Origin of the sequence: Williamsia muralis, from assembly GCF_002735905.1 — a bacterium.
In the GTDB taxonomy this organism is placed as follows: domain Bacteria; phylum Actinomycetota; class Actinomycetes; order Mycobacteriales; family Mycobacteriaceae; genus Williamsia; species Williamsia muralis_A.
Map to the genome: position 1 here is coordinate 979,904 of NZ_PEBD01000008.1, position 22,917 is coordinate 1,002,820.

At 63.8% G+C, this 22,917-nt stretch carries 14 protein-coding genes and 1 tRNA gene; 8 read left to right on the forward strand and 7 right to left on the reverse strand.

The window, feature by feature from the left end; all coding sequences use genetic code 11:
* Window positions 1-55 precede the first annotated feature (55 nt).
* Genes CSW57_RS13645 through CSW57_RS13655 form a run of 3 tightly spaced genes read right to left on the reverse strand, consistent with a single transcriptional unit; the run spans window position 56 to window position 5,682 of the window.
* On the reverse strand, window positions 56-3,877 hold the full coding sequence (locus CSW57_RS13645; protein ID WP_099383215.1) for an ABC transporter ATP-binding protein: 3,822 nt from the start codon (window positions 3,875-3,877) through the stop codon (window positions 56-58).
* Window positions 3,874-4,626 carry a hypothetical protein gene (locus CSW57_RS13650; RefSeq protein ID WP_062800204.1) on the reverse strand — a complete coding sequence of 251 codons (753 nt, stop codon included), beginning with the start codon at window positions 4,624-4,626 and terminating at the stop codon, window positions 3,874-3,876. Before CSW57_RS13650 ends, CSW57_RS13645 begins: the two co-directional genes overlap by 4 nt.
* 3 nt (window positions 4,627-4,629) lie before the next feature.
* Window positions 4,630-5,682, reverse strand: coding sequence for a glutathione S-transferase family protein (locus CSW57_RS13655; protein ID WP_099383216.1), 1,053 nt, complete (start codon window positions 5,680-5,682; stop codon window positions 4,630-4,632).
* A 104-nt stretch (window positions 5,683-5,786) separates the two neighbouring features.
* Between CSW57_RS13655 and CSW57_RS13660 the strand changes: the two genes are divergently transcribed.
* From CSW57_RS13660 to CSW57_RS13670, 3 genes are read left to right on the forward strand one after another with little or no spacing between them, the layout of a single operon-like run.
* Window positions 5,787-6,422 (forward strand): PadR family transcriptional regulator, encoded by a 636-nt coding sequence (locus CSW57_RS13660; RefSeq protein ID WP_099383217.1) that lies wholly within the window; start codon window positions 5,787-5,789, stop codon window positions 6,420-6,422.
* Window positions 6,415-8,001: a DHA2 family efflux MFS transporter permease subunit gene (locus CSW57_RS13665; RefSeq protein WP_099383218.1), complete on the forward strand. Its 1,587-nt coding sequence runs from the start codon at window positions 6,415-6,417 to the stop codon at window positions 7,999-8,001. Before CSW57_RS13660 ends, CSW57_RS13665 begins: the two co-directional genes overlap by 8 nt.
* Window positions 8,002-8,059: 58 nt before the next feature.
* Window positions 8,060-8,704 (forward strand): TetR/AcrR family transcriptional regulator, encoded by a 645-nt coding sequence (locus tag CSW57_RS13670; protein WP_099383219.1) that lies wholly within the window; start codon window positions 8,060-8,062, stop codon window positions 8,702-8,704.
* A gap of 1 nt (window position 8,705) precedes the next feature.
* Here the strand turns inward: CSW57_RS13670 and CSW57_RS13675 are convergent, their stop codons facing one another.
* Window positions 8,706-10,265 (reverse strand): molybdopterin-dependent oxidoreductase, encoded by a 1,560-nt coding sequence (locus CSW57_RS13675; RefSeq protein ID WP_223249239.1) that lies wholly within the window; start codon window positions 10,263-10,265, stop codon window positions 8,706-8,708.
* Between the two features lie 110 nt (window positions 10,266-10,375).
* Between CSW57_RS13675 and CSW57_RS13680 the strand changes: the two genes are divergently transcribed.
* The 5 genes from CSW57_RS13680 (at window position 10,376) to CSW57_RS13700 (ending at window position 17,374) form a co-directional block, all read left to right on the forward strand.
* Window positions 10,376-11,656, forward strand: a complete 1,281-nt coding sequence (locus CSW57_RS13680; protein ID WP_189339248.1) for a DUF7937 domain-containing protein — start codon at window positions 10,376-10,378, stop codon at window positions 11,654-11,656.
* Entirely contained in the window at window positions 11,653-13,281 is a 1,629-nt protein-coding gene (locus CSW57_RS13685; RefSeq protein ID WP_099383222.1) for a hypothetical protein, read from the forward strand. The genes CSW57_RS13680 and CSW57_RS13685 overlap by 4 nt, the downstream gene beginning before the upstream one ends.
* Window positions 13,282-13,471: 190 nt before the next feature.
* The gene (locus CSW57_RS13690) at window positions 13,472-14,644 is read left to right on the forward strand and encodes a metallophosphoesterase family protein (protein ID WP_099383397.1); all 1,173 of its coding nucleotides are present in this window, start codon (window positions 13,472-13,474) and stop codon (window positions 14,642-14,644) included.
* On the forward strand, window positions 14,641-17,235 hold the full coding sequence (locus tag CSW57_RS13695) for an AAA family ATPase (RefSeq protein ID WP_099383223.1): 2,595 nt from the start codon (window positions 14,641-14,643) through the stop codon (window positions 17,233-17,235). Before CSW57_RS13690 ends, CSW57_RS13695 begins: the two co-directional genes overlap by 4 nt.
* A 66-nt stretch (window positions 17,236-17,301) precedes the next feature.
* Window positions 17,302-17,374: transfer RNA gene (locus tag CSW57_RS13700), tRNA-Arg, on the forward strand.
* Window positions 17,375-17,979: 605 nt separating this feature from the next.
* Here CSW57_RS13700 and CSW57_RS13705 read toward each other — a convergent pair.
* The 3 genes from CSW57_RS13705 to CSW57_RS24855 all read right to left on the reverse strand — a co-directional run bounded on the left by CSW57_RS13705 (window position 17,980) and on the right by CSW57_RS24855 (window position 22,803).
* Window positions 17,980-18,438, reverse strand: coding sequence for a hypothetical protein (locus CSW57_RS13705; protein WP_099383224.1), 459 nt, complete (start codon window positions 18,436-18,438; stop codon window positions 17,980-17,982).
* A gap of 1,139 nt (window positions 18,439-19,577) precedes the next feature.
* Complete coding sequence (locus tag CSW57_RS13710; RefSeq protein ID WP_099383225.1) at window positions 19,578-20,672, reverse strand: hypothetical protein; 1,095 nt, start codon at window positions 20,670-20,672, stop codon at window positions 19,578-19,580.
* 1,153 nt (window positions 20,673-21,825) lie between these two features.
* Entirely contained in the window at window positions 21,826-22,803 is a 978-nt protein-coding gene (locus tag CSW57_RS24855; RefSeq protein WP_370623961.1) for a hypothetical protein, read from the reverse strand.
* Between the last annotated feature and the right edge of the window lie 114 nt (window positions 22,804-22,917).

The window sequence follows — 22,917 nt, forward strand, 5'->3', positions numbered from 1 at the left end:
GGAACTCCGTTCGAAGTATCCAGGTCTAAAGGTTAGTCCCCGAGTGCCGCCGAAGCTATGCCGGTCGGTTGCCGCCGTGTCCGGCTGTCGGTTCGCTCGCCTCGTCTGGTGTGATACCTGCCGTCCACAGGGCGCGATACCTTCGGTCCAACGCCAAGAGCTCGTCATGTGTTCCGAACTCCACGATCTTCCCGCCGGCAACCACGGCGATGCGGTCCGCTCGCGCCGCGGTCGCCAGTCGATGCGCGACGATCACCGAACTCCGTGATCCGGTGAGGTGCCGGCCGGCCGCCATCACCCGTCGTTCGGTGGCCTGATCGAGCGTGGCCGTCGCCTCGTCGAGCAGCAGGAGGTCGGGGTCCACGAGTTCGGCACGGGCGAGCGCGATCAGCTGTCGCTGACCCGAGGACAGTCCTTGCCCCCGCTCCCCGATCGGATGGTTCATGGCGCCCGGCAGCGCCGAGATCATCGACAACGCTCCCACCGCGCGAGCCGCGGCGACGATCTGCTCGTGGTCGGCGTCTGGTCTGCCGTAGGCGATGTTGTCGGCGACGGTGCCGGTGAACAGGTGGGGTTCCTGCGGGACCACGCCCAGTCGGGAGCGGTAGTACGACAATCGGAAGCCCCGGATGTCGGTGCCGTCCATCCGCACCGATCCGCTTGTCGGGTCGTAGAACCGGGCGAGGAGCTTGACGATGGTCGACTTGCCCGCGCCGGTCTCACCCACCAGGGCCAGCGAGGTCCCGGCGGGCAGATCGAGGTCCACGCCTGCGAGCGCATCGGTTGTCGACCCTGGATAGCGGAACCCGACCTCTCTCAGTTCGGCGTGCCCGGTGAATCCGTTCTCCGGTGTTGCCACGGCGAGTTCGGGCACACCGTCGGGACAGCGCACGCTGCTCCGGGTGGCGAGCAGATCGGAGATCCGGCGGAGGCCGACCAGCGCCTGCTGGTACCCGTCGAAGACCTGCGACAGCTGCTGGACCGGACCGAATAGCATGCCGAGATACAGGACGAAGGCGACGAGGGTGCCTGCACTGGTGCTACCGGCGGCAACCTGGTGCGCGCCGAAGGCGATCACTCCCGCGGTCGCGAGGTCGGACATCAGGGTGATGAAGGGGAAGAAGATGGAAATTGCCTGCTGGGACACCATGCGGGCCCGAACGTACTCCGCGGCCCTCGCCGAGAACTGCGCCATGGCGAAGCCGTCGTGCGAATAGGCCTGGGTGGTGCGCACGCCGCCGACGTTTTCCTGGAAGTCGGCGTTGACCTCGCTGACCAATTCCCGTGAGCGGGTGTAGGCGCGCGACGATATCCGGCGGAACACGATCGTCGCCACGATGATCGGCGGGAACACCACCAGCATCACTAGTCCGAGTGAGGCGTCGGTGATGATGAGGGCGACCGCCACACCGGCCACCGTGAGGGTGCTGACGATCGCGGTCGACAGACCCGTCTGCAGGAACGTCGACAGCGCATCGACATCGGTGGTCATGCGCGTCATGATCCGCCCGGACAGTTCGCGCTCGTAGTAGTCGAGGCCGAGCCGCTGCAGGTGCGCGTAACTCCGCACGCGCAGTGCATAGAGGACGCGCTCACCGGCGCGGGAGGTGATCACCGTCATCACCGCGGCAGCCACGAACCCGATCGCAACGGCCACCAGACCTGCGCCGGCCGCGAACCACAGATGGCTCGACCGGTCGGACGTGGCTCCGTCGATGCCGTAGCGGGCGATCGTCGGGAAGGCCAGACCAACAAGGGTGTCGATGGATATGCACAGCACGACCAAGGCCAGCAACCAGCGAACCGGGCGGAGCAACTGACGAAGCGAGAAGTCGGGCCGATCGGTGCGGATGTCGTTGTCGTCGACGTCCGGTGACTCGTCGGCCGGGGGGAGCGCCTGCACCGCTTCGAGGAGTTTCGGGGTCGGAGCCATCGCACCGAGTGCACCGGCCATTCCACCGCCTCCGCGCGGACCCATCGTCGCCTGTGCGGCGACCTTGCGCAGACGCGGCTCGGGGTCGGGTGCTTCGCTCGGCCAGAGCGCATCGACCGTCACCGGCTGATCGGCGGCGATTTCCTCGTCGAGGTCGTCGTCGCGGACATCCGTGCTCATCAGTGAGCGGAAGAGGGGACAGCGAGCGTTGAGTTCGGCCTCGGTACCGACGTCGATGATGCGGCCTCCGTCGAGAACGGCGACACGGTCGGCAAGGGTCAGGGTGGACCGGCGATGGGCCAGGATCAACATGGTCCGCGTAGAGGTGCGCAGATGAGTGAAGATGTCCGCCTCGGTGCGCGCGTCGACCGCAGAGGTCGCGTCGTCGAGGATCAGTACGCGAGGGTCGGCGTAGAGTGCGCGGGCCAATGCGATGCGCTGGCGTTGTCCGCCCGACAGGGTCAGTCCTCGTTCTCCGACGATGGTCCGGTATCCGTGTTCGAGTGCGGTCACAAAACCGTGTGCGCCGGCTCGTTCGGCGGCCGAGATGATGCCCGACGGCAGCGGTGGCTTCTCGTCGGTGGTGGTGTCGAACTTCCCGACATGGGCGTTCGGGGCGATGTTTGCGGCGACGGTGTCCGAGTAGAGGAAGGCCTCGTCGAAGACCACGCCGACCGTCGACCGGAGTTCCTGTGTCTCCACCGTGGAGATGTCGAAAGTGCCGTGGTCGTTCGACAATTCGATCGTGCCGGCCTGGGGCCGATAGAAGCGGTCGGCGAGTAGGGCGAGGGTCGACTTGCCCGAGCCGGGCGGACCGACGACGGCGACGACCTCGCCGGGGGCGATGTGGAGGTCGACCCCGTTCAGCACGGGTGTCCGGGCTCCCGGATAGGTGAAGGTGACGTTGTTCAGCGCCAGGCCCAGGGCATCACCGGGCAGGGTGCCGCGTGCGGACAGAGCGGGATCGGGTGGTTCGTCGATCACCTGGTACACCCGCTCGACGGCGGCCCGCGCGAGTTGCGCCGACACCAGCAGTGAGGTGAGGAGCCTGGCGAGTCCGGTCATCGTGGTGACGTAGGTGGCGAACGCGAGGAAGGTGCCGACCGTGATCGAGCCCTGCATCGTCAGGTACCCGCCCAGGGCGATGATCGCGACCATGCCCAGCTGCGGCACGGCTGCGAGCGACGGCGCGAAGCGCGCGTTGATCTTCGCCGACCGCAGGCGCATGGAGTACAGCCGACGGCCAAGGCCCACGAGCTCGTCGACCGCCCGATCCTCCTGACCGAAGCCCTTGACGACCCGGACGCCGGTCACCGTCTCCTCCACGTGCTGGGCGAGGTCGGCGGCCGATTGTTGCGCGGACCAGGTGGCGGCGAACAGGCGTTTGCGACTGTTGAAAGCGATGGCCGACACGGCCGGGATGACCAGCAGAGCAACCACTGTGAGCAACGGTGACAGGTAGAACATCACCCCGATGGCGAGAACCACCTGCACCATCGCGCCGAGCGAAAGGGGCACCATCGCGAGGAGGCCCTGCACCAGCTGCAGATCGGTGATGCTGCGCGACACCACCTGTCCGGTGCGGATCTGATCCTGAGCCGCACCGTCGAGGCGGAGCACGCTGTTCAGGATCGACAACCGCAGCGCATTCTGCACGTTGAGCGATAGGCGCCCAGCGGTCAGACGGCGACCGTACTGGCATCCGAATCGGACAAAGGCCAGCGCCACCATGACCCCGGCGATCGCTGCGATCGAGTAACCGTGCTCGGCAGCCCCGGTCGCTTCATCGATCGCGGCCTTGGTCAGCAGTGGGATCGTGAGGTCGATCAGCAGCGCGAGGCCGGTGACACCGAGGACGATCACAACCAGTCTGCGGTGACGCAGACATTCCCGGGTCAGCCGCCGGATCCACCCGGGTCGAACGTCTTCTGGCGGAGCGGTCAACTAGAGGACGGCCCGTCGTAGGGCGCGATGATGTGGGGACGATTCGACGGCCACTCCCTGGGAGCAGGGCCGAAGACCTTGCGTGAGTTGTTGATGATGATCTTGCCGAGTGTCCGGTTGCCGACGCCTCCGATGATCGCGCCGAGGCCGGCGGGAAGGAGTTTGCCGGCCGCCAACGGCAACTTCTGGAGGGTGTACTTGCGCAGGTAGCGCTTGACCAACCGCTGATTGAGTGTGCGCATGACCGGTGCCGGTATGACGCCGCCGAGCGCACGGCCCATGGTTCCGCCGGACTTCGCGCCGAGGGAGTCACGAACCACCGCCAACCCCGACTCACCGAGCGCCACCGTCAGCACGAGGGCTTTACGGCGTTCGCGGTCGTCGATCGGTATGCCGTGCACATCGGCGATGGCCAGCGACAGGAGTGCCGATGCCTCGATGAAGAAGGCGGTCTCGGCGCCGAGGGATGCCAGGGACATCACGGTGCCCACACCCGGGAACGCAGCCGCGGCGCCGACCGCTCCACCAGATCCGGTGACAGCCATCAGGAAGCGCTGTTCGAGCCGGGCAATGATCTGTGCCGGTGACTCGTACGGGTGTTCTTGGCGCAGGTGGTTGACGTACTTGGCGACGGCGGGTGCCTGCAGGTGCTGGGCCTGACCGACCAGGGCGTCCAGGATGCCCTCGGGTTTGCGTCCGGCTCCCACGATCTGTCCATCGCCGATGGACGACAGCTGCTTCTTGGCCACGGGTCAGGCTCCTTGTCCGGCGGGAACCACTTCGCCGTCGATGGGCGGCGGTGGCGGGGTGCCGTCGCCGAACGGTCGACCGCCGAGTTCTTCACGGTGATGGGCGGTGCGCCAGCCGGACAGGTCCGGTCCCTTGGGCACGATCTTCGTGGGATTGATGTCCTCGTGAACGATGTAGTAGTGCTGTTTGATCTGGGTGAAGTCGACCGTGTCACCGAATCCGGGTGTCTGGAACAGGTCGCGTGCGTACGCCCACAGCACGGGCATCTCACTCAGTTTGGAGCGATTGCACTTGAAGTGTCCGTGGTAGACAGGGTCGAATCTGACCAGGGTGGTGAACAGGCGCACGTCCGCTTCGGTGATGGTGTCGCCCACCAGATAACGCTGCTCGCGTAGCCGGTCGGAGAGCTGGTCGAGACGTGTGAACAGTCGATCGTAGGCGCTTTCGTAGGCGTCCTGACTGCCGGCGAAGCCGCACCGGTACACGCCGTTGTTGACGTCTTTGAAGACGACGTCGATGACCTCGTCGATCTCGCCGCGCAGATGTTCGGGGTAGAGGTCAGGAGCCCCTTCCCGGTGGTGGTCGACCCACTCGGTGGAGAAGTCGAGGGTCATCTGGCGGAACTCGTTGGTGACCACGGCGCCGGTGGGGATGTCGACGATGGCCGGGACGGTGATTCCCCGCGGGTAGTCCGGGTACCGCGTCAGATAGGCGTCTTTCAGGCGCGGGATCTTCAGGACCGGGTCGAGACCGTCGGGGTCGAGGTCGAAGGTCCAGCTGTCCGAGTCATGCGTCGGGCCGCACAGGCCCATCGACAGCGCCGACTCGAGACCCAGCAGCCGGCGCACGATGATCGCGCGGTTCGCCCAGGGGCATGCGCGCGCGACGATCAGCCGGTACCGGCCGGGCTCGACCTTGAATGTCTCGCCCGCGGGTCCGACCCCGTCACGCGTGATGCGGTTGTCGATGTATCGGGTGTCCCGCACGAACTCTTCGCCGGTGGTCACGTAGGTGCCCGGGGTGTCGTGCGCTGAGTGTGTCGACTCGGTGCTCATCGTTTCCAGGGTAGCCGTTGATCAGGGCTGGGCAGACGGACTTCGGCGCGGTATATTCCACATGGACTATTTCCGACGGGTCGAATGTCGAGTGGGGGAGCACGATGGGGCAACGCAGTGTTGCTGCCGATGTCGAACTGACCCCGTTGGCCGTTCTTGTGCTCGGGCTCGTGGCGGAACGACCGATGCACCCGTACGAGATGGTCCAGACGTTGCTCGAACGCAACGAGGACCGGTTCGCCAAGACCCGGCCCGGATCGCTCTACCACACAGTCGACCGGCTGCACGCCCAGGATCTGTTGCAGATCAACAGCGTTCAGCGAGCCGGCAACCGGCCCGAACGAACCGTCTATGCCATCACCGAGCTGGGCGCCAGTACTCTGCGTCGCTCACTCACGACAATGCTCCGCACACCCGCGGTCGAGTACCCGAGCTTTTATCTGGCCCTGGCCGAGGCGCATTCGTTGGGTCGGCAAGAGGTGGTCGGGCTGCTCACCGAGAGGCTCGGTGCGATGCGCGCCGAGCTCGAATCGGTCAACCGGTCGGTGGCAGAGGCGTCGGAAGGGGGCATCCCCGAGATGTTCCTGCTCGATGCCGGTTGCCGGCAGTCGGTGATGCAGGCTGAGATCGCCTGGACCGAGAGCCTGCGAAATCGGCTGGAGAACGGCGACCTCCTGTGGATCGAGGAGTGGTTGGCGGGCACGACCCCATCGAACAGAACAGAGGAAGACAGTGAGTAACCCCAGCCCCAGCCCGGCCATAACCACCAGACCTTGGCTCGCGCTGGGCGCCTTGTGCATCGGGTTCTTCATGATCCTCGTGGACATGACCATCGTCTCGGTTGCCCAGCCCGCCATTCAGCGGGCGCTCGACACCGATGTCAACGGGGTCATCTGGGTCTCGAGCGCTTATCTGCTCACCTACGCGGTGCCCATGCTGGTCGCAGGGCGTCTGGGTGACCGGTACGGACCGAAGAACGTGTATCTCGCAGGCCTCGTGGTGTTCACCGCCGCGAGCGTGTGGTGCGGGTTCGCAGGCTCGATCGAGATGCTCATCCTCACGCGCGGTCTGCAGGGTGTCGGCGCGGCGCTGATCACGCCGCAGACGATGGCACTGATCACGAGAATCTTCCCCGAGAACAAGCGTGGGGCGGCGATGGGTGTCTGGGGCACCGTCGCGGGTGTCGCGACGCTGATCGGGCCGCTTGCTGGTGGCGGGCTCGTCGACGGACTGGGCTGGGAGTGGATCTTCTTCGTCAACGTCCCCGTCGGCGTCGTCGGTCTGGCGCTGGCCTGGAAGCTGGTGCCGCAGGTGTCCACGAGCAAACGCCACTTCGACCTGGTCGGCATGGCGCTCAGCGGCATCGGTCTGACCTGTCTGGTCTTCGGTATCCAGGACGGCGAGAAATACGACTGGGCGGCCTGGATCTGGGGCCTGATCGTCTTCGGCCTGCTGGTGATGGCCTTGTTCGTCTACTGGCAGCACAAGATTCTGACCGTGCGACGGTCCGCTGAACCGCTCGTGCCACTGCGCCTGTTCCTCGACCGGAACTTCTCACTGGCGAGTATCGGCATCACGACGATGGGTTTTGCGACCGCCGGAATGATGGTCCCGCTGATGTACTACTTGCAGCTGGTCGCCGGTCTGACCCCGACGGAGTCGGCGGTGGTGACCGTGCCGATGGCTGTTCTCACCGGCGTGCTCGCGCCGATAGTCGGCCGGCAGGTCGACCGGATCCACCCTCGGTACATCGTCGCCACGGCCCTGCTGCTCAACGCGGTGGCCATCGGCTGGCTCGCGATGATCGCCACACCGACCACCCCGATCTGGCAGCTTCTGCTGCCCGTGGCGCTCATGGGCGCGGCGAGTTCGGGTATCTGGGCGCCGTTGGCTGCCACCGCGACGCGGAACCTTCCCATGGCCAGTGCCGGCGCCGGCGCCGGCGTGTACAACACCACGCGTCTCATCGGCTCGGTCCTCGGTAGCGCTGCGGTGGGTGCCCTGATGCAGACCCGCCTCGCCGCCGAGGTTCCCGGGTTCGGGTCATCGTCGATGGATCAGGCCGGACGGCTCCCGGAGTCGGTTCGGGACGGCTTCTCCGCAGCGATGGGGCAGTCGCTCCTGTTGCCGGCCGCGGCCCTGCTGATCGGCGTCGTCGCTGCTGCAGCCTTCGCCAGGCCGCGACACATGATGGAAGCGGTGGTGCCCGCGGGCGGGTTGCAACCAGGCGATGTCCCCGCCGGCACCGAGGGCGTAGCCGGGGTGCCGAAGGCGACCAGCGCTGCGAAGGCCGCCGCGCCATCGGGCGCGGGGGACTGACCAGCCGTGTGTCCACCGCGGTTGACGTCGGCGCTCGTCTCGGGATGTACTGTGCGCCATGCGCAGTGACGTTCCAGGTTCGCGCCGGTTGTCGGTGGAGGACCGCCGCGCACAATTGGTGAACTGCGCTCTGACGCTTGCCGACCGCGGCGGGATGAGCGCGGTGACCGTGCGTGGTGTCGCCGAGGAAGCCAAGGTCTCCCTCGGCGTGGTGCATTACTGCTTCGACGACAAGGAACAACTTGTCGCCGCGATGATCGAGAAGGTGATCGCCGAACAACTCGAGGCGCTTCTCGCTTCGGTGCCCACCGAAAACCTCGGTACCGGCCGGGACGCGCTCCGGATCTCCATCCAGGAGGCGGTCACTGCGGTCTGGGCACGCGCGGCCGAATTCCCGAATCGTTGGCTGCTCATGATCGAGTCCATGCTGTTCTCGTTGCGGCAGCCGACGGAATCGGCGTCGGCCGGCCAGGCGCTGCTGCAGCACACCATCGCCGAGAAGTACGGACACACCTACCTTTCCGAGATCGGCGATCGCTGCGGGATGCGATGGGAAGTGTCCGAACGTGAAATGGTGCGGTCGGCGTTGCAGATGCTGTTCGGCACCGTGCAGTGGTGGCTCGTCGACCGCGATGATGCCGCGGCGCGGAGGTCGCTGGCTTTGCTCGCCGGGTGGATGGCCGACTGCGCCGAGCCGCGATAGCTCAGGGCCGGACCTGCACCTCGACCGAATGCAGTCCGGTCGCTCCATCCGGCACCGACGGCGTCTCCGATTCGATCTGCGTTGCGCCTTCGCCGTCGATGGCCCGAACCCGCAGGCGGTGCTCGCCGGATGGGGCATCCCACTGCCACCTCCAGAGTCGCCATGCGTCGATCACGTTGGGATCCAACAGTTCTGCGTCGTTCCACGGCCCGTCGTCGACCTGCACCTGTACCCCCTTGATGCCGCGGTGCTGTGCCCAGGCCACGCCTCCGACGGTGACCGGGCCGGTGGTGAGAGAGGAACCGGTCCTCGGCACGTCGATGCGCGAACTGGTCTTGATCGGCCCCTTCTCGGCCCAGCCGAGCGTGGTCCAGTACGCCTCCGCGCGATCGAATCTGGTGACCTCGAGCGACACGACCCACTTGGTCGCCGAGACGTATCCGTACAGGCCCGGGACGACCATCCTGACCGGGTAGCCGTGTTCGAGCGGCAACGGTTCACCGTTCATCCCCACCGCCAGCATGGCGTCGCGGCCGTCGGTCAATGCGGTCAGCGGAGTGCCGGCGGTCCATCCGTCGGCACTGGTCGACAACACCATGTCGGCGTCCGCGGACGGACCGGCCGCAGCGAGGAGGTCCTTCAGGCGGTAACCGGTCCAGGTCGCGTTGCCGACGAGGTCGCCGCCGACCTCGTTGGACACACAGGTCAGTGTGATGACGGCGTCGAAGGCGCTGTTGTCTCGTTGTAGCTGGTCGAGATCGAGCCTGATCTCTCGATCGACCATCCCGTGGATGCGCAGCGACCAGCTTGTGCTCTTGACCTGTGGCACCACGAGAGCGGTGTCGATGCGATAGAAGTCGTCGCTGGGGGTGATGAACGAGCTGACCTGAGCAATGGACGGCGCTTGTGTGGTGACCGGATTGCTCGCATCGGGCACGGCGAAGGCGGCACGATCGGCCCCCACCCCGCCGCTGACCCGCCGGACGGTCACACCGCCCAGTCCGGCCAGGACCGCCCCGCCCCCGACTGCGCCGGCTCGGACCAGGAACCGGCGACGGTCGGTGGCAGTGGCAGACCCGTCGCCGTGGGCAACGGTACGGTCCGCGGGTTCGCCGACCCGCGGGCGCAGTGCCCGTATCAGCCAGTGCAGTACGAGCATGGCAACCGCCACCCCGGCGATCGTGGGTAGCGCCCACCCGGGCGACGCGTTCGGCCGCGCCACCGCCGCGGCGGCCCCGAGTGCTCCGACCAGGGCCACCATGACGAGCCCGGCCGGGGGACGCCGGTATTCGGCCACTCCGGCGATAGCGGCGAGCACTGCCATGACGGCCGCGATGGTCACCAGCAGCACTGTCTTGTCGGCGGTGCCGAACGCATCGATGGCCGATTCCCTCAGGCCCTCGGGCATGCGGTCGATCACCTCGGACCCCACGGCCTGTAGCGGCGACGAACTCCGATCGACGGCAGGTGCCAGCAGGTAGCCGACGCCGAGTCCCAGCGCCACACTGGATGTTCCGGCGGCGGCAGCGACCACCATGTGGCTGCGGGGGGAGGGGGTCATCTGCCCAGTATCCCTGCGCCGAATGGATGACAGGATCTTCCTTCACCCTGACCTACGATGTGACCTGCATTGGTGCCCAACGGGAGGAGCGCACTTTGCAACCAGGAACGGTGCCCCCATCGCAACCCTCGGATGTGTTGCAACGCCCGGCTTCGGCTTCGCTTGTCGGTGGCGCTCCGTGGGCACCCACCAGAGCAGACCGGGCTCGGGACATCGTGGCGGCTGTTGCGCTGCTGGCCTCGCTGGGTCTGGACTGGGACGCCGACACCCTCGGGTTGTTCCGCGTCGACGTCGCGGTCGTCACGGGCCTCTCGCTGCTGTCGCTGTTGTTGCCGGCCGCGAGTCGGCGGGGAATGTTCGGGCAGACGTGGACGCCGGCGAAGCTGCGTGCGCTCAAACTGATCTGTGTGGCCCCCTACCTCGCAGTGGTCATGGTCTGCCTTGGCTGGGATATCGCGTGTCGCTGGACCGAATGGGATTACGGCGGTACGGGTTTCGGTCCGGCGGTATGGATCGGGCTGGCGGGAGCGGTTCTCGCGGGGCAGCCGCGTGAGGCCGATCTCTTCGATGTCTCGGGCCACGACGGCTTCGGCGTCGCAGGTCGGCAGTCGCGGGCTCTTCTTCTTGTCGTCGGCGGGCTGTTCGCGGTGATGACGGTGTCCGCTGTGGTAATCGATGTGGTGCGTTTCGTGGAGAACCTCGATGCCGTCGCAGGCCTGCGGGTGAGCGTCCTCGATCCGCTGGTCTCCGCGGCCGCAGCCGTGGCCTGGCTGATTGTGGTCGGCCGCCTGATTCTGTCGGCAGCGACCGGTAAAACGGGTTCGTCCCTGTCGCTTTCGCTTCTGGGATGGGCTGCTGCAGGGTGGGCGCTGATGGTGTCGTTGCCAGGAGCGCCCTACGAATCGGTTGATTCGGTGACCACGGGCTACCTCGGTATCGCCGTCCTCGGTGGGATCGGGGCTGCCGCGCTGTCGCCTGCGCTACCGCGCCGGATCGCGATGACGCAGCACGAGTACTACAGTGCGCCGCTGGGTGTGGTGATGGCGGTGTCGTTGCTCTGGGTCGCGATGTCGGTCGCCGGCCTCACCCTGTACTCGGCCACGTCCGCCGTGCTCGCAGCGCTGGTGTTCTTCACGCTCGCGCTGGCCGGGGCCACACTCGTGCGCGACAGGATGTCGAGCGGGCCGGGGGACCAGCAGAAAGCGCTGTTCGGCTTTGCGATCGGACTCGTCATCACCGCGATAGCGGTCCTGGTGGTGATGAGTGTGCGGGTGAATTGGAACCAGCCTGCGCCCTTGGCGCTCTGGCTTGTCGGGTTCGTCGTGCCGGCGTTCATCGTGTGGCGTGAGGCGTTGGCGGCCTCCCTGGCCCGAAGTGGTGTGATCCGATGACCTACCCGTCGAATCCCGGCCCCGTTGCGCCGCAACCCGGACCGCCCGGCCCATCACGTAACCCCGGCGTTCTCAAGGCCATTGCGATCGTGGCTGCAATAGTCCTGGTGGCGACGGGCGGATTCGCGGTGAACCGGCTACTCGTCACCCAGGTCAACGGGGCGTCGAGCGCCACGAACTCGGTGAAAGACTTCCTGGGCGCTCTCGAGGATGAGGACTGGACGAGGCTCGGACTACTCTTGCCGCCCGATGAGACCGACCAGCTGGCCGGACTCATCGGTGACATCGGGGACCTGCAGAGCAAGCTGGGATCCGCTGGGCAGTCACCCATCGATCAATTCGAAGGCATCTCGGTGGAGATATCGGATCTGCGTCTGACGTCCGAGGCGGTGGAAGCCGATCTGACGAAGGTCTCGATCGAACGCGCGACCATCATCCTGAAAATCGACGCCAGAACAATCGAGTCGCTGGCCGACCTCGTCCCCGACGTTGATCCGGCGGCGGTCGGTGCTGTCGAGATCGAGGTCTCGATCGCCGGACCCGAGGTCACCTACAAGACCACCACAGCCGACGACGTCGACACCGGCACCGAGACGGTGGTGGTCGGTGAGCGCGAGCAGGCGCCTTTCCTGATGTCGGTGCGGCGCGACGGTGGCTGGTTCGTCAGTCCCACATTCACTGCGGCCCAGTACACCGCAGAGGAATTGGGTTGGCAGACAGCTGATCCCGGCCCGCCTGAAGCCGGTTATGACTCTCCGGAGCAGGCGCTGACCGGGTTCGTCGAGGGACTGGTCGAGACCCTCCGGACCGCTGACGTCACTCATGTCGCGGACGCGATGGGCGGGGTCGAGGCGCGACTGCTCAAGACATACGCCCCCGGCATCAATGCTGAGCTGGAGGCGGACTCCGAGTTCGACTTCGACGTCGGAATCGAGTCGCCGATGACGATCGACGATCTCGATGTCGAGGTCACCAGGGGGGACAACGACCAGGCGCGCGTCCGGATCGACAAGTTCGAGGCCACACTCCGTTCCGAGGGCACCGAGGCAACAGTTGTCTTCGACGGTGACTGCATACGCACGGTCGGGGAGGGCGACCAGGGATGCATCTCCGATGGCGGCCCTTTTGTCGAGAATCTGTACGGTGCCTTCGGTCATGTGGTCGCGGTGCCGGCCGACGGCGGTTGGAAGATCAGTCCGGTGGCGACCTACTTCGACTGGATCGCCATCGCCCAGCGGGCCATCTCACGGGTCGACACCGACCTCCTGAAAGCCGTTGTCGGATTGGACTTCTCGGGGCTGGCTGCCCGAGATCCCGCGGCCACGATCGGATCCGGAGACGAGGTCACCGTCGATGTCGAAGCCGTGAGCCCGGAAATCTATGCCGGGGTGTCGGTGGTCGACCCGCAGCCGTCGCCGGAGCTGATCGACTACTCGTGCAGCGCCGAGACCCAACCGGGATTGTGCGAGATCATCGTGGTCGACGGAAGTGGTCGCCGACAGGACCGCGATTCGCGCTACGACATCGACACGGGATACCAGTTCGGCTACGAGATCGCCGACGACACACGGCTGATCGTGCTCGCGGTGGCCGGATCGGTGGTGATCGAGAGCGAGCGATACTGAAAGCCGGTGTGTCCGCCGACCGGCCGGTCTCGTCGTTCTCGACAAGCGATGCGTGACCCACCGCTGAAGATCCAACGCTCTGTCGGACACCGCTCGTAGGATCGGACCAGTCGTCACTGTGTTCGATCCGGGCCACGAGGGGAGGTCACCCATGAGTGCAGCTCTGCCGTTGTCGCTGCCTGCGCAGGAGGTGACCTTCATCCACACCGCGGACTGGCAGCTCGGCATGACCAGGCACTTCCTCAAGGGCGATGCCCAGGCGCGGTACACAGCAGCGCGTCAGGAGGCCATCGGACGCATCGGTCAGCTGGCCGCCACGCACAACGCCGAGTTCGTCCTGGTGTGCGGTGACGTGTTCGAGGACCGGCAGGTGTCCTCGCGCGTCATCCGTCGAAGTCTCGACCACATGCGGCAGATCGGGTGCCCGGTGTACCTCCTCCCGGGCAATCACGACCCGCTCGACGCCGCGAGCATCTACAACTCGCGCGTGTTCACCGACCACAAACCCGACCACGTCCACGTTCTCGGAACGGTCGGTGCGTTTCAGGTGCGCCCCGGCGTGCAGCTGATCGCCGCGCCGTGGACCAGCAAGGTGCCGCTGGCCGACACCATCGCACAGCAGGTCTCCATGCTCGGGCCGAGCGAGGACATCCGCATCGTTGCCGGTCATGGACGGGTCGACACGCTCGCGCCCGACTCCGACGACCCGACGCTCATCCAGGTCGCCGAACTCGAACGCGCCATCGCGAACGGGTTGATCGACTATGTGGCGCTGGGAGACAGGCATTCGGTCACCGATATCGGTGAGACCGGACGGATTTGGTATTCCGGAGCGCAGGAAGTCACCAATTATGATCACCGCGAGGAGGATCCGGGCCGAGCACTGGTGGTCACCCTCACCCGCGGCCAGTACATGCCGGGTGTCACCCCTGCGCACGATGAGAACACCGTGCATGTCACTGCCGAAGCCGTGGGGCAGTGGGCTTTTCGTACCGTCGAGCACGACATCAACAGCGCCGACGACATCTCCGGGTTGCGGCGGCGCCTCGACGCCTTCGACCACAAGGCGAACACCGTGGTGCAACTGGCGCTGCGTGGGTCCGTGAGCATCACCGAACGGTCAGAACTCGATGCGATGCTCGAGGAGTTCGCGGATCGATTTGCCGCACTGACGTTCTGGGATCTGCGTCACGACCTGGTGATCAGACCCGACGACGAGGACTTCGCCGAGATGGCACTGACGGGGTTCATCGGCGACGCCGTCACCGAACTGTCGGAGCTGGCACGCGCCACCGACTCGCAGGCAGCCGCGGCGCAGGAGGCCCTCGCCCTGCTCTTCCGGCTGGCCGGTGGTAGCCGGTGAAGCTGCATCGACTGAGACTGAGCCACTTTCGCGGGATCACCGAGCGGGAGATCATTTTTCCCGAGGTCGGGGTCACTGTGGTGGAGGGTGCCAACGAGGCCGGCAAGTCATCGATGATCGAGGCTCTCGATCTGCTGCTGGAGGTGCGCTCGGACAGCAAGAGCGGCAAGGTACGTGCCGTCGCCCCATCCGGTCTCGATGTCGGATCGATAGTGGAGGCCGACATCAGCTGCGGTCCGTACCGATTCACCTACACCAAGCAGTACAACAGGGGTGCCCGCACTGAACTGGTCATCGATGAGCCGGCGAGAGAGCAGCTCAGTGGCCGCGCGGCCCACGAGCGTGTGTGCGCCATCCTCGATGAACGTGTCGACGCGGGCCTGTTCAAGGCGTTGCGCCTGCTCCAGGCGGGAGACTCGGTGGTCGGCGAACTGTCGTCGAGCGCAGCGTTGTCTCGTGCACTCGACACCGCAGCAGGCACGACGTCGCCGGCAACCGACCCCGGGTCGGATGACTCGGCGTTGCTCGACGTTGTACGTGCGGAGTACGAACGCTATTTCACTGCGGCACAAGGTCGTCCTGCCCGGGAACTGTCCGCGGCCACAGCCGACGTGGAACGCGCCCAGGCTCGTCACACCGAGCTGGCCGCTGCGATGGACCAGGTGACCGCGGACGCCGCGCGCCTGGAGACGCTCACCACCACGCGCCGGGAGCTGGCGAACTCGCTGGAGATGGCAAAGGTGGAACTGGCTTCGCTCACCGAGCAGCGAGAGCGGGCGGTGGGGCTGCAACGGCGGCATGACGAGGCGCGAACCGAAATGCGCTCTCTGGGAAACGAATTGCAGTCTCTCGACCGCGAGAAGGCCCAGCGCGCCGCAGCCTGCAAGCGGGTCAACGACTGTGAGCACACCATCGACGTGACCGTCCGGGCGGTCGAACACGTCAGAGGTGTCGCGGACACACGGCGGGTCGAGCTGACGCGTCTCGACCGCGACATGGAGGATGCGCGGCTGACAGAGGCCCGGGCGGCCGAGGAGGTCGCCGCCGCCAGGGCTGCGGCGAAGAACGGTGCGCTGCGCACGCGCCGCGACGAGATCACCGCACTGCTGGAACGCGTCGGGTCGTTGCGCGAACAGCTGACGGCCGCCCGGGGCCAGGTCGCTGCTGTCATCAGTGACCACGACGACCTCGACATCGCCGAAGACCTCGCCCAGCGAGTCACCATCGCGCGCGCCGAGTCACGTTCTGCTGCAGCAATTGTCTCGGTCGTGAAACTCGGAGACCACACCATCACCGTCGACGGTGTCGACACGGCAACCACCGAGTTCGCACTCACCGAGGGCACGGTGGTGGAGGTGGACGGTGTGGTGCGGGTGGCCGTGGCGCCCGGGGCCGAGTCGGCAACCCTGGCCGGTCGACTGGCCGCTGCGGAGCGGGCCCTTGCGGGTTTCCTCGACGAGCGCGGCGTCGCGGACGTCGCCGAATTGCGGGCCCAGGTGCGCCGTCGCGAACGGGCGTCAGACGCGGTCGACAGCGTTCGGTCACAGCTGGCCGCGGTTCTGGGCGACCGTGACGAGGACACACTGCGCGCCGAATTGGCCGAGCTGACATCTCGGATCGACGCCCAGCCGACGGCTACAGCCACCGTCGACGTCGAGGAGGCCGAACGGCGTGCAGGTGCCGCGTCGGTTCGGCTCGCCGGGGTCACCCAGCAACGAGCAGAGGTGCAGAGCGAGCTGCGCAGTCTGGACAACGAGCACCGGATCCTGGACGAGCGTCTCGTCCAGCTGCGCGCCGATCGTGATGATCTCCGAGACCAGCACGATCAATTGTGCGACGGGCGTACCGATGAGGCGCTGGAGGAGCGGCGCGTGGCGATCCTCGAGCACATCGCACAAGCGGAGAAGGCGATGGCATGTGCCGCCCGCGACATCGACGAGGCAGACCCGGAGACACTGGAGCTGCACTACGCCAACGTCTCCGCGCTGGTGGAGCATGCAGAGCCGCGCCTGGCCGGTCTCGGGACCGAGATCGCCGAATTGCGCACGCGCATCGAGATCCGTCGCGACGATGGCCAGCTGGACCAATTGCATCTCGCAGCAAGCGAATTGGAAGCCGCACAGGGCGTCCTGGAGCGGGTCAGGGTCCGCGCGCAGGCGGCGGAATTGTTGCTCCACACGCTGCAGCGTCACCGTGACAACACCCGGCGCCGCTATGTCCAGCCGTTCACCGACCAGGTGCTCCGGCTGGGCAAGGTCGTGTTCGGGTCGAGCCTGGGCGTCGGGATCGATGAGGAGTTGCGCATCACCACCCGGACGCTCGACGGGGTCACCGTCGACCACGATGCCCTCTCCGGCGGCGCGAAGGAACAGCTGGGCATCATCAGCAGGTTGGCGTGCGCCATGCTCGTCGACCCCGCAGACGGCGTGCCGGTCATCATCGATGACGCCCTGGGTTACACCGACCCCGAGCGCCTGGCCAGCATGGGAGCGGTCCTGGGACACGCCGGACGGAACTCCCAGGTCATCGTGCTCACGTGCACACCGCAGCGCTATCAGGGTGTAGGCGGGGCTCACCTCGTGGCCGTGTGAACGCGCCCGGCCCATCCGTTTTGGGATGCCCACACCCGATGCGCTAGGCTGACTCTCGCCCATTGAGCCCCCGTAGCTCAGGGGATAGAGCGTCCGCCTCCGGAGCGGAAGGCCGCAGGTTCGAATCCTGCCGGGGGCACGTTAGAAGCCCAGGTCACAGCGCTATTGTAGCGTTGAGCCTGGGCATCGTGCTATCCCGGTTTGATTCTGTTGCGGCTGGCCGGAGAGTGCCGTTGTAGTAAGAGACCCCCAGAGTGTTGGAGCACTCGGAGGGTCTGCGACACAACGGAAAGCACCCGTCATGACTCTCCCTCACAGCATCACTGCGTCCATCTACAGGTACCGACCGCGCCGCGCCGTAGTGGCCACCCTCGGCGTGGGGGGGCGTGTACGCCTCGACCGCAGTGATCGTGGCAAGAACTCCGCGAACTCCACGGCCACCTCGGGAAGCTGATAGAAGCAGCCGAACTGCCAGGAATGCCCGAGACACCCGCATGAAGTACTTGACGACCGCGGAGGTAGCGGAGATGACCGGCTTCTGCCACGAGACCATCCGCCCGGCAGTACGACCGAGACAAGCAGCTGCGCAAAGCCCACCCCCGCGGGCTTAGGAGCCCACAGCCGAATGGCCGAACGTGGGCGGTTCATCCCGCTCGCCGTGCAACAGATCATGGAGCGTTGAGGCCCGCAGATACGACGAAATTGCCGTACTCTGACTGAGACGACAAGGTGGGGCGATTTGTGTCAGGGCCGACTCGGGCGGGTTGGGTGACGAAGTTGAGACCGCACATAGAACGGACACACTGCCACCAGGTAGCCGATCCCGACAAGACTGAACCCACCCGAATTAAAGAGCCAGCCGACAACTCCAGAGAACTTTGGGAAGTCGAACGGATAGATCACCGAACCCGCCACGATCAAGACGTATCCCGGCCACAACCAACGAACGAACTTGCCTCTGGCTCGCCGAGCATGGTCGCGGGCAACAAGTGCGTCGATCTGAGCGAAAACATTCCCGATGAGCGGCTTCGCGTATTCCTCAGTTGATGGGCCAATCTTAGTAAGCCGCTCCGCCAAGTCGAGGTCCTTGTTGATCAACGCACGCGAGTCGTTCGTCTGCTGCCGCGACGCAAGCCAGACCAGCGTGGGACCAACAACAGCCGCCACGGCGGCGATGATCGCAACAGCTATCTCTGTGGACACATCGATCAGACTAGCGGCGTGCGAGTCCAAACTTGTCGCGCTCGTAGGCTTGTCGGATGGCCCGCCAGATCCATCGCGCGGTCGACCGCGGTGGCCAAACGTCCTTAGGCCACTTACCGCTTCGCTTCATCGCCGCAGCGCGTCTGACCGCCTTCCGATACCTTGGCGCGCCAGAACTCAGCTGACCAATTGTGTAGGGCTTGGGTTTTAGAGCGAATTTAGGGGAGAACCCAGCGTGAACAAATCGCCGGCGTTCACGCTTCGTGTAGACCGCGTACCGAACAAGGCTCATTCACGCGAAGAATAGACCTATGCCACCTTGCGTTACGGTTGTTTGCCAAGCGTCCGAACCTGCTCCCCACGGCAAGGGCGCCCACAACATCGTGCCCCAGTAGAAGACCGACCCGCTTAGGAAAAAGGCGCCGAGAACGTACGCAGGCCAGGGGGTGCGCACCCGTTGCAGGGCGGCAACCTTGTCTGCAAATCATAGGCTCTAGCCTCCAGGACACTTCGCTGAGCCTCGAATCTTTGGCCTTCGATGCATGCAACATTCTCCATGTGCTTCCGCAGTCGCCATGAGGTGAGCCGGAGGGGTCCAAGGGGCAGAGATCCAAGGAAGGTCAACAGCGCGACAATGGCACCGATGACAAGCGCGATCAATTTGGCCGATTCCATGGAGAGGTCGTATGCTGACCCAGCTCGCAGAGGACAATTACTGCCAGCCAGCATCATCCGTGTGAAGTAGGTGGATCAGTTGGCGATCTTCCAGGCCAGCCAAAGTCGAAAGTCCAGTTCACTGAACACAGGGTCGTCGCTACCAAGGGCGTAAAGAATATGACTGAACAACGCATCGCCCGCATGAAAGTGGCACGCCACAGGTTCAAAGTCGCAATGCGCGTCCTACCAGCGCGCCCCCGCGCGCTCCTAACTAGGATTCGTTCGGGAGTTGCGCTCGCAGGCCGTCGTCTGCGCAGCCTGGTATCGAACATGTCGAGGCGAGAGTTGCTTCTAGAAATCACGACCTGACGCAATCAGGGTGACGCGTGTTCCTAGAGCATCTATACGAGCTCGTGCGCCAGGGGCTGAGTTTAGTTCTTCTCGTCAAGAGTTATGGAAATCTATAGTGTGACGTGAATAAACTATCGCCAGCTGATACAGATACCACCGCCTGCGAGAACCCACCGGTTGACGTGCATGACGACACGTCTTTTAGTCGAGGTATTCGTCTTGACCACTTTTGGCGCCGCCGCAGTTGACAAGAATGGCCAGCAATTGAACGCAGAAATGTCTGGATCGTCGACTACCAGTTCAAAATCGAGCCGATGGGTCGGTTGTGCGATCGGGAAGGCCAGCACCCCTGACGATCGAGCAACGCGAGCAATGTATGAAAAGGAAACGCTCACCGATTTTCCGACGAGACTTTCGAGCTCGTCGGATCTTGCTATGAACTCTGTACCTACGGCCCTTCCCTCGACGACAAGTGGCCTCACCTGTACATCCAGGTTGTTGTTGTCGATGTACGCGTAGTCAATGGTTATGGCATCGGACAGGTCATCGGCGAATAGTTGCCGGCGACCGGGGTACCACACGTGGTCCCACCCGCGCGTCGGGCTGAGTTGAGCGAACAAAGTCTCGTTCTCTTCAGCTACGCACATCCGAAAATCGGGCCTTGCTAAGTTCTTCTGGAAACTGTACGTAATTTGGACATCCATCATTGCTTCAGTCGACGGCTCTTTTGATCTGCCATTCAATGAAATGTGCATCTTCATATCGTCAAATCTGGTGGAAGCCGTTCCTGTCCCGCCGAACTGCCCGATGAGATTTCTGCCCAAGTCGGATGCAAGTGCTCGGTCCGCTAATCGCGCCTCAAGCACATTGCATGTTAAATCTTCTATCTGATCTTTGGAGAACCTCCCGATTCGATCTGGCGATGAAAGCGACTCGATTAGCAGAGCATCCAGGAGCTTTTCGCGCTCCACGCTCAAGAGCTTGGTGAGGTGATCATCGCGCTCTGCCTGAGATTCTGATCTTGTCAACCATTCGTAAATTAACCCAACGACGAACGCGGAGAGTAAACTTTCGCCGAGAGCGAGCCACGGAAATGCAGGAAAGAACCCCCATCCGTGATTTGTATTCCCCACATAGATTGTCAGAGACAGCACGGCTCCAGCGAGCACCAGGGCAAATGCCAAAAGCGTGAGCTTCCGGATCGTGCGCTTGTGAGCTCCGGTCACAACTACGACACTCTAAATCTTAAGAGCCCTGATTCAGAGAAATCTGGGGCACTACTTGCGGATACGACCTGTCCATCTGGACGAAGCACGGTTGCGGAAATACTTGACAGATCCCGTAAAGCAGACTCAACTAGCTCGGGCGACATCATTGCGGCATGCGAGATTTCGGACACCGTTGCGCCAACCAGCGCGTACGGTGCGCACACAAAGGCCGCCGCGGAGACCGCAGTCGACCTAGGAAGGGTTGCTGCACTGAGGGCGCAAATCGGAGACTTGTCGGACTTCGGCGCGGGCTGTGCCCCTTCAAATTCACGGAGAAGATGTTTCAGAGCCGAGTTTCGACCTTCGCGAAGAAAGTACTCGACGATACTATCGAGGCCGTTCCGTGCGGCGGCGAGGGCGACAATGCTAAGTGATTCACCGTACGAGTCGAGTGTATAGCTAGGGTCTGTGGTCCTCCGAACGCTGCTAAAAAGACTACGAGCGGCGTCCTTCCCGTAAGTTTCAGCGTAGTAGTAAAAAATTGAAACTAATTCCGCTAACCCTTCTTCTAAAAAGTTGGCGGGCTCGTCCGGGTATCTATTCCCAATTGCTACGTGTACGAGCTCGTGCGCAAGGAAGTACTCACAAAGGGAAGGTCGTACGTCTGATTGCAAGAAATACACCCCGGGTGCGATCCCAAACTTTCTACGGTCACCCTCGTCCGCGGTCAGTGCGGAAAAGGGTCGCTCCTCGTATGGCGGTGGGAGTCGCTCGACCAAACGAACGCTGGCCGTTCCGACATCCATGCCGATCGAGTCGGAGTAGAAGTTAGAGATGCGATCACAGTCGTCGTCTAGAATCGCCGCTGCATCTCGGTTTCCATATCGGTCCAAGGATTTCAGCCAATTGGGAACAGTGTCGACTTGAACAGCATCTGCAAAATCGAGTAGCGCATTGGTTAGTAAGCGTTTCTCTACATCTGTTTGACTGACCGCCAACTCGACGTTGCGTGACAGCAAATCCGCATATTCTAAGAATTGTTGGATTCCGAAACCGTATGACTCCCACTGACCCGCAAACTTCGACAGAAGGCGCTTCCTTTCGGAGCACTTAAACCCCGAGTTAAGAAGAATTCCGTCTATGTAGCTAGATTGATTGAATATGCGACCGGTCATATCTGAACCATTTTACCATTCGAATTAATCAATTTATCCAGTTCTGTGTTTTGTGGGTCGATTTTCCCGGGAGTCACTTCTGTAAGCTGTTCAACGAAGACAACGGAATAGAGCCGCGATAATTCAACGAATGATTCACCGTCGTGTACGGACCTATGCAGTACGCATTCGCGGGACGTGTTCGCCAATGCATATTCCCCGTAGGATGTAAATGTTTTTCGCAGTTTACCGTTGGAGGGAAACGCGTTATACTCTCCTTGACTCAATAGCCTTGGTGCAATCCAGGTGCACTCAGGACGAAGATTATCAAAGTCTACACCTTCGACGATGGACGGCATCCGGGTTTCGATCCGGAGGCCGGTCTGGCGTCCAAAATCGTCTGGCGCGAGCCTGGTGTGTTGGACAATATTGGAGTATCCGTGCTTTTCTAGGTTGCGGCACCCGAGTTCAGATACGGCCCGGTTCGCTTCGTAGGTTATTATTAGATTATCGGGATACAGGTGTCTGAGGATTGCGGTGTGAAACCCGGACCCACTCCCGATTTCTATTATATTCCCATCAATCAGATCGGGTAACCACTCAGTCATCGCCGAAACCAGCACCGGGTTGCTCAAGCAACTTCCGGCATCAATTGGTATGCTCCAGTTTAGGTGGGCCGCCCATTCCATGGTGGCGGGGACAAACCTCGACCGATCTACCAAGCCGATCGCGTCAATAGTCTTTTGCGAAAAACCGAGCGAGCGTAGGCATTCCAAGTGCAGGGCCAACCGGGATCCGGAACTCAGACCCAGATAGTCGGTCCAACGATCGGAGCCGTACTTGTCGATGTGTAGAAGTATGTTCGGCGGGTACAGAAGAGTGGCTAGGTGCCAAGGCACACGAAGTAATCTAGCGTCTAGTTCTTGACTCGAGAACCGGGGCAGGTAGCCGGCGAATACTGGGCGGTGCGGCGACTCGACCGATCGTAGCCGCACCGCAGCCGCTTCCGTCAATCCCCAACGCCTCCGTCGCTATCTCCGCCTCCGGGGTCGGTATATGCAGCTGACATGGCACACCTCCTACGCATCTGGGTATGGGGTAGCGTACCA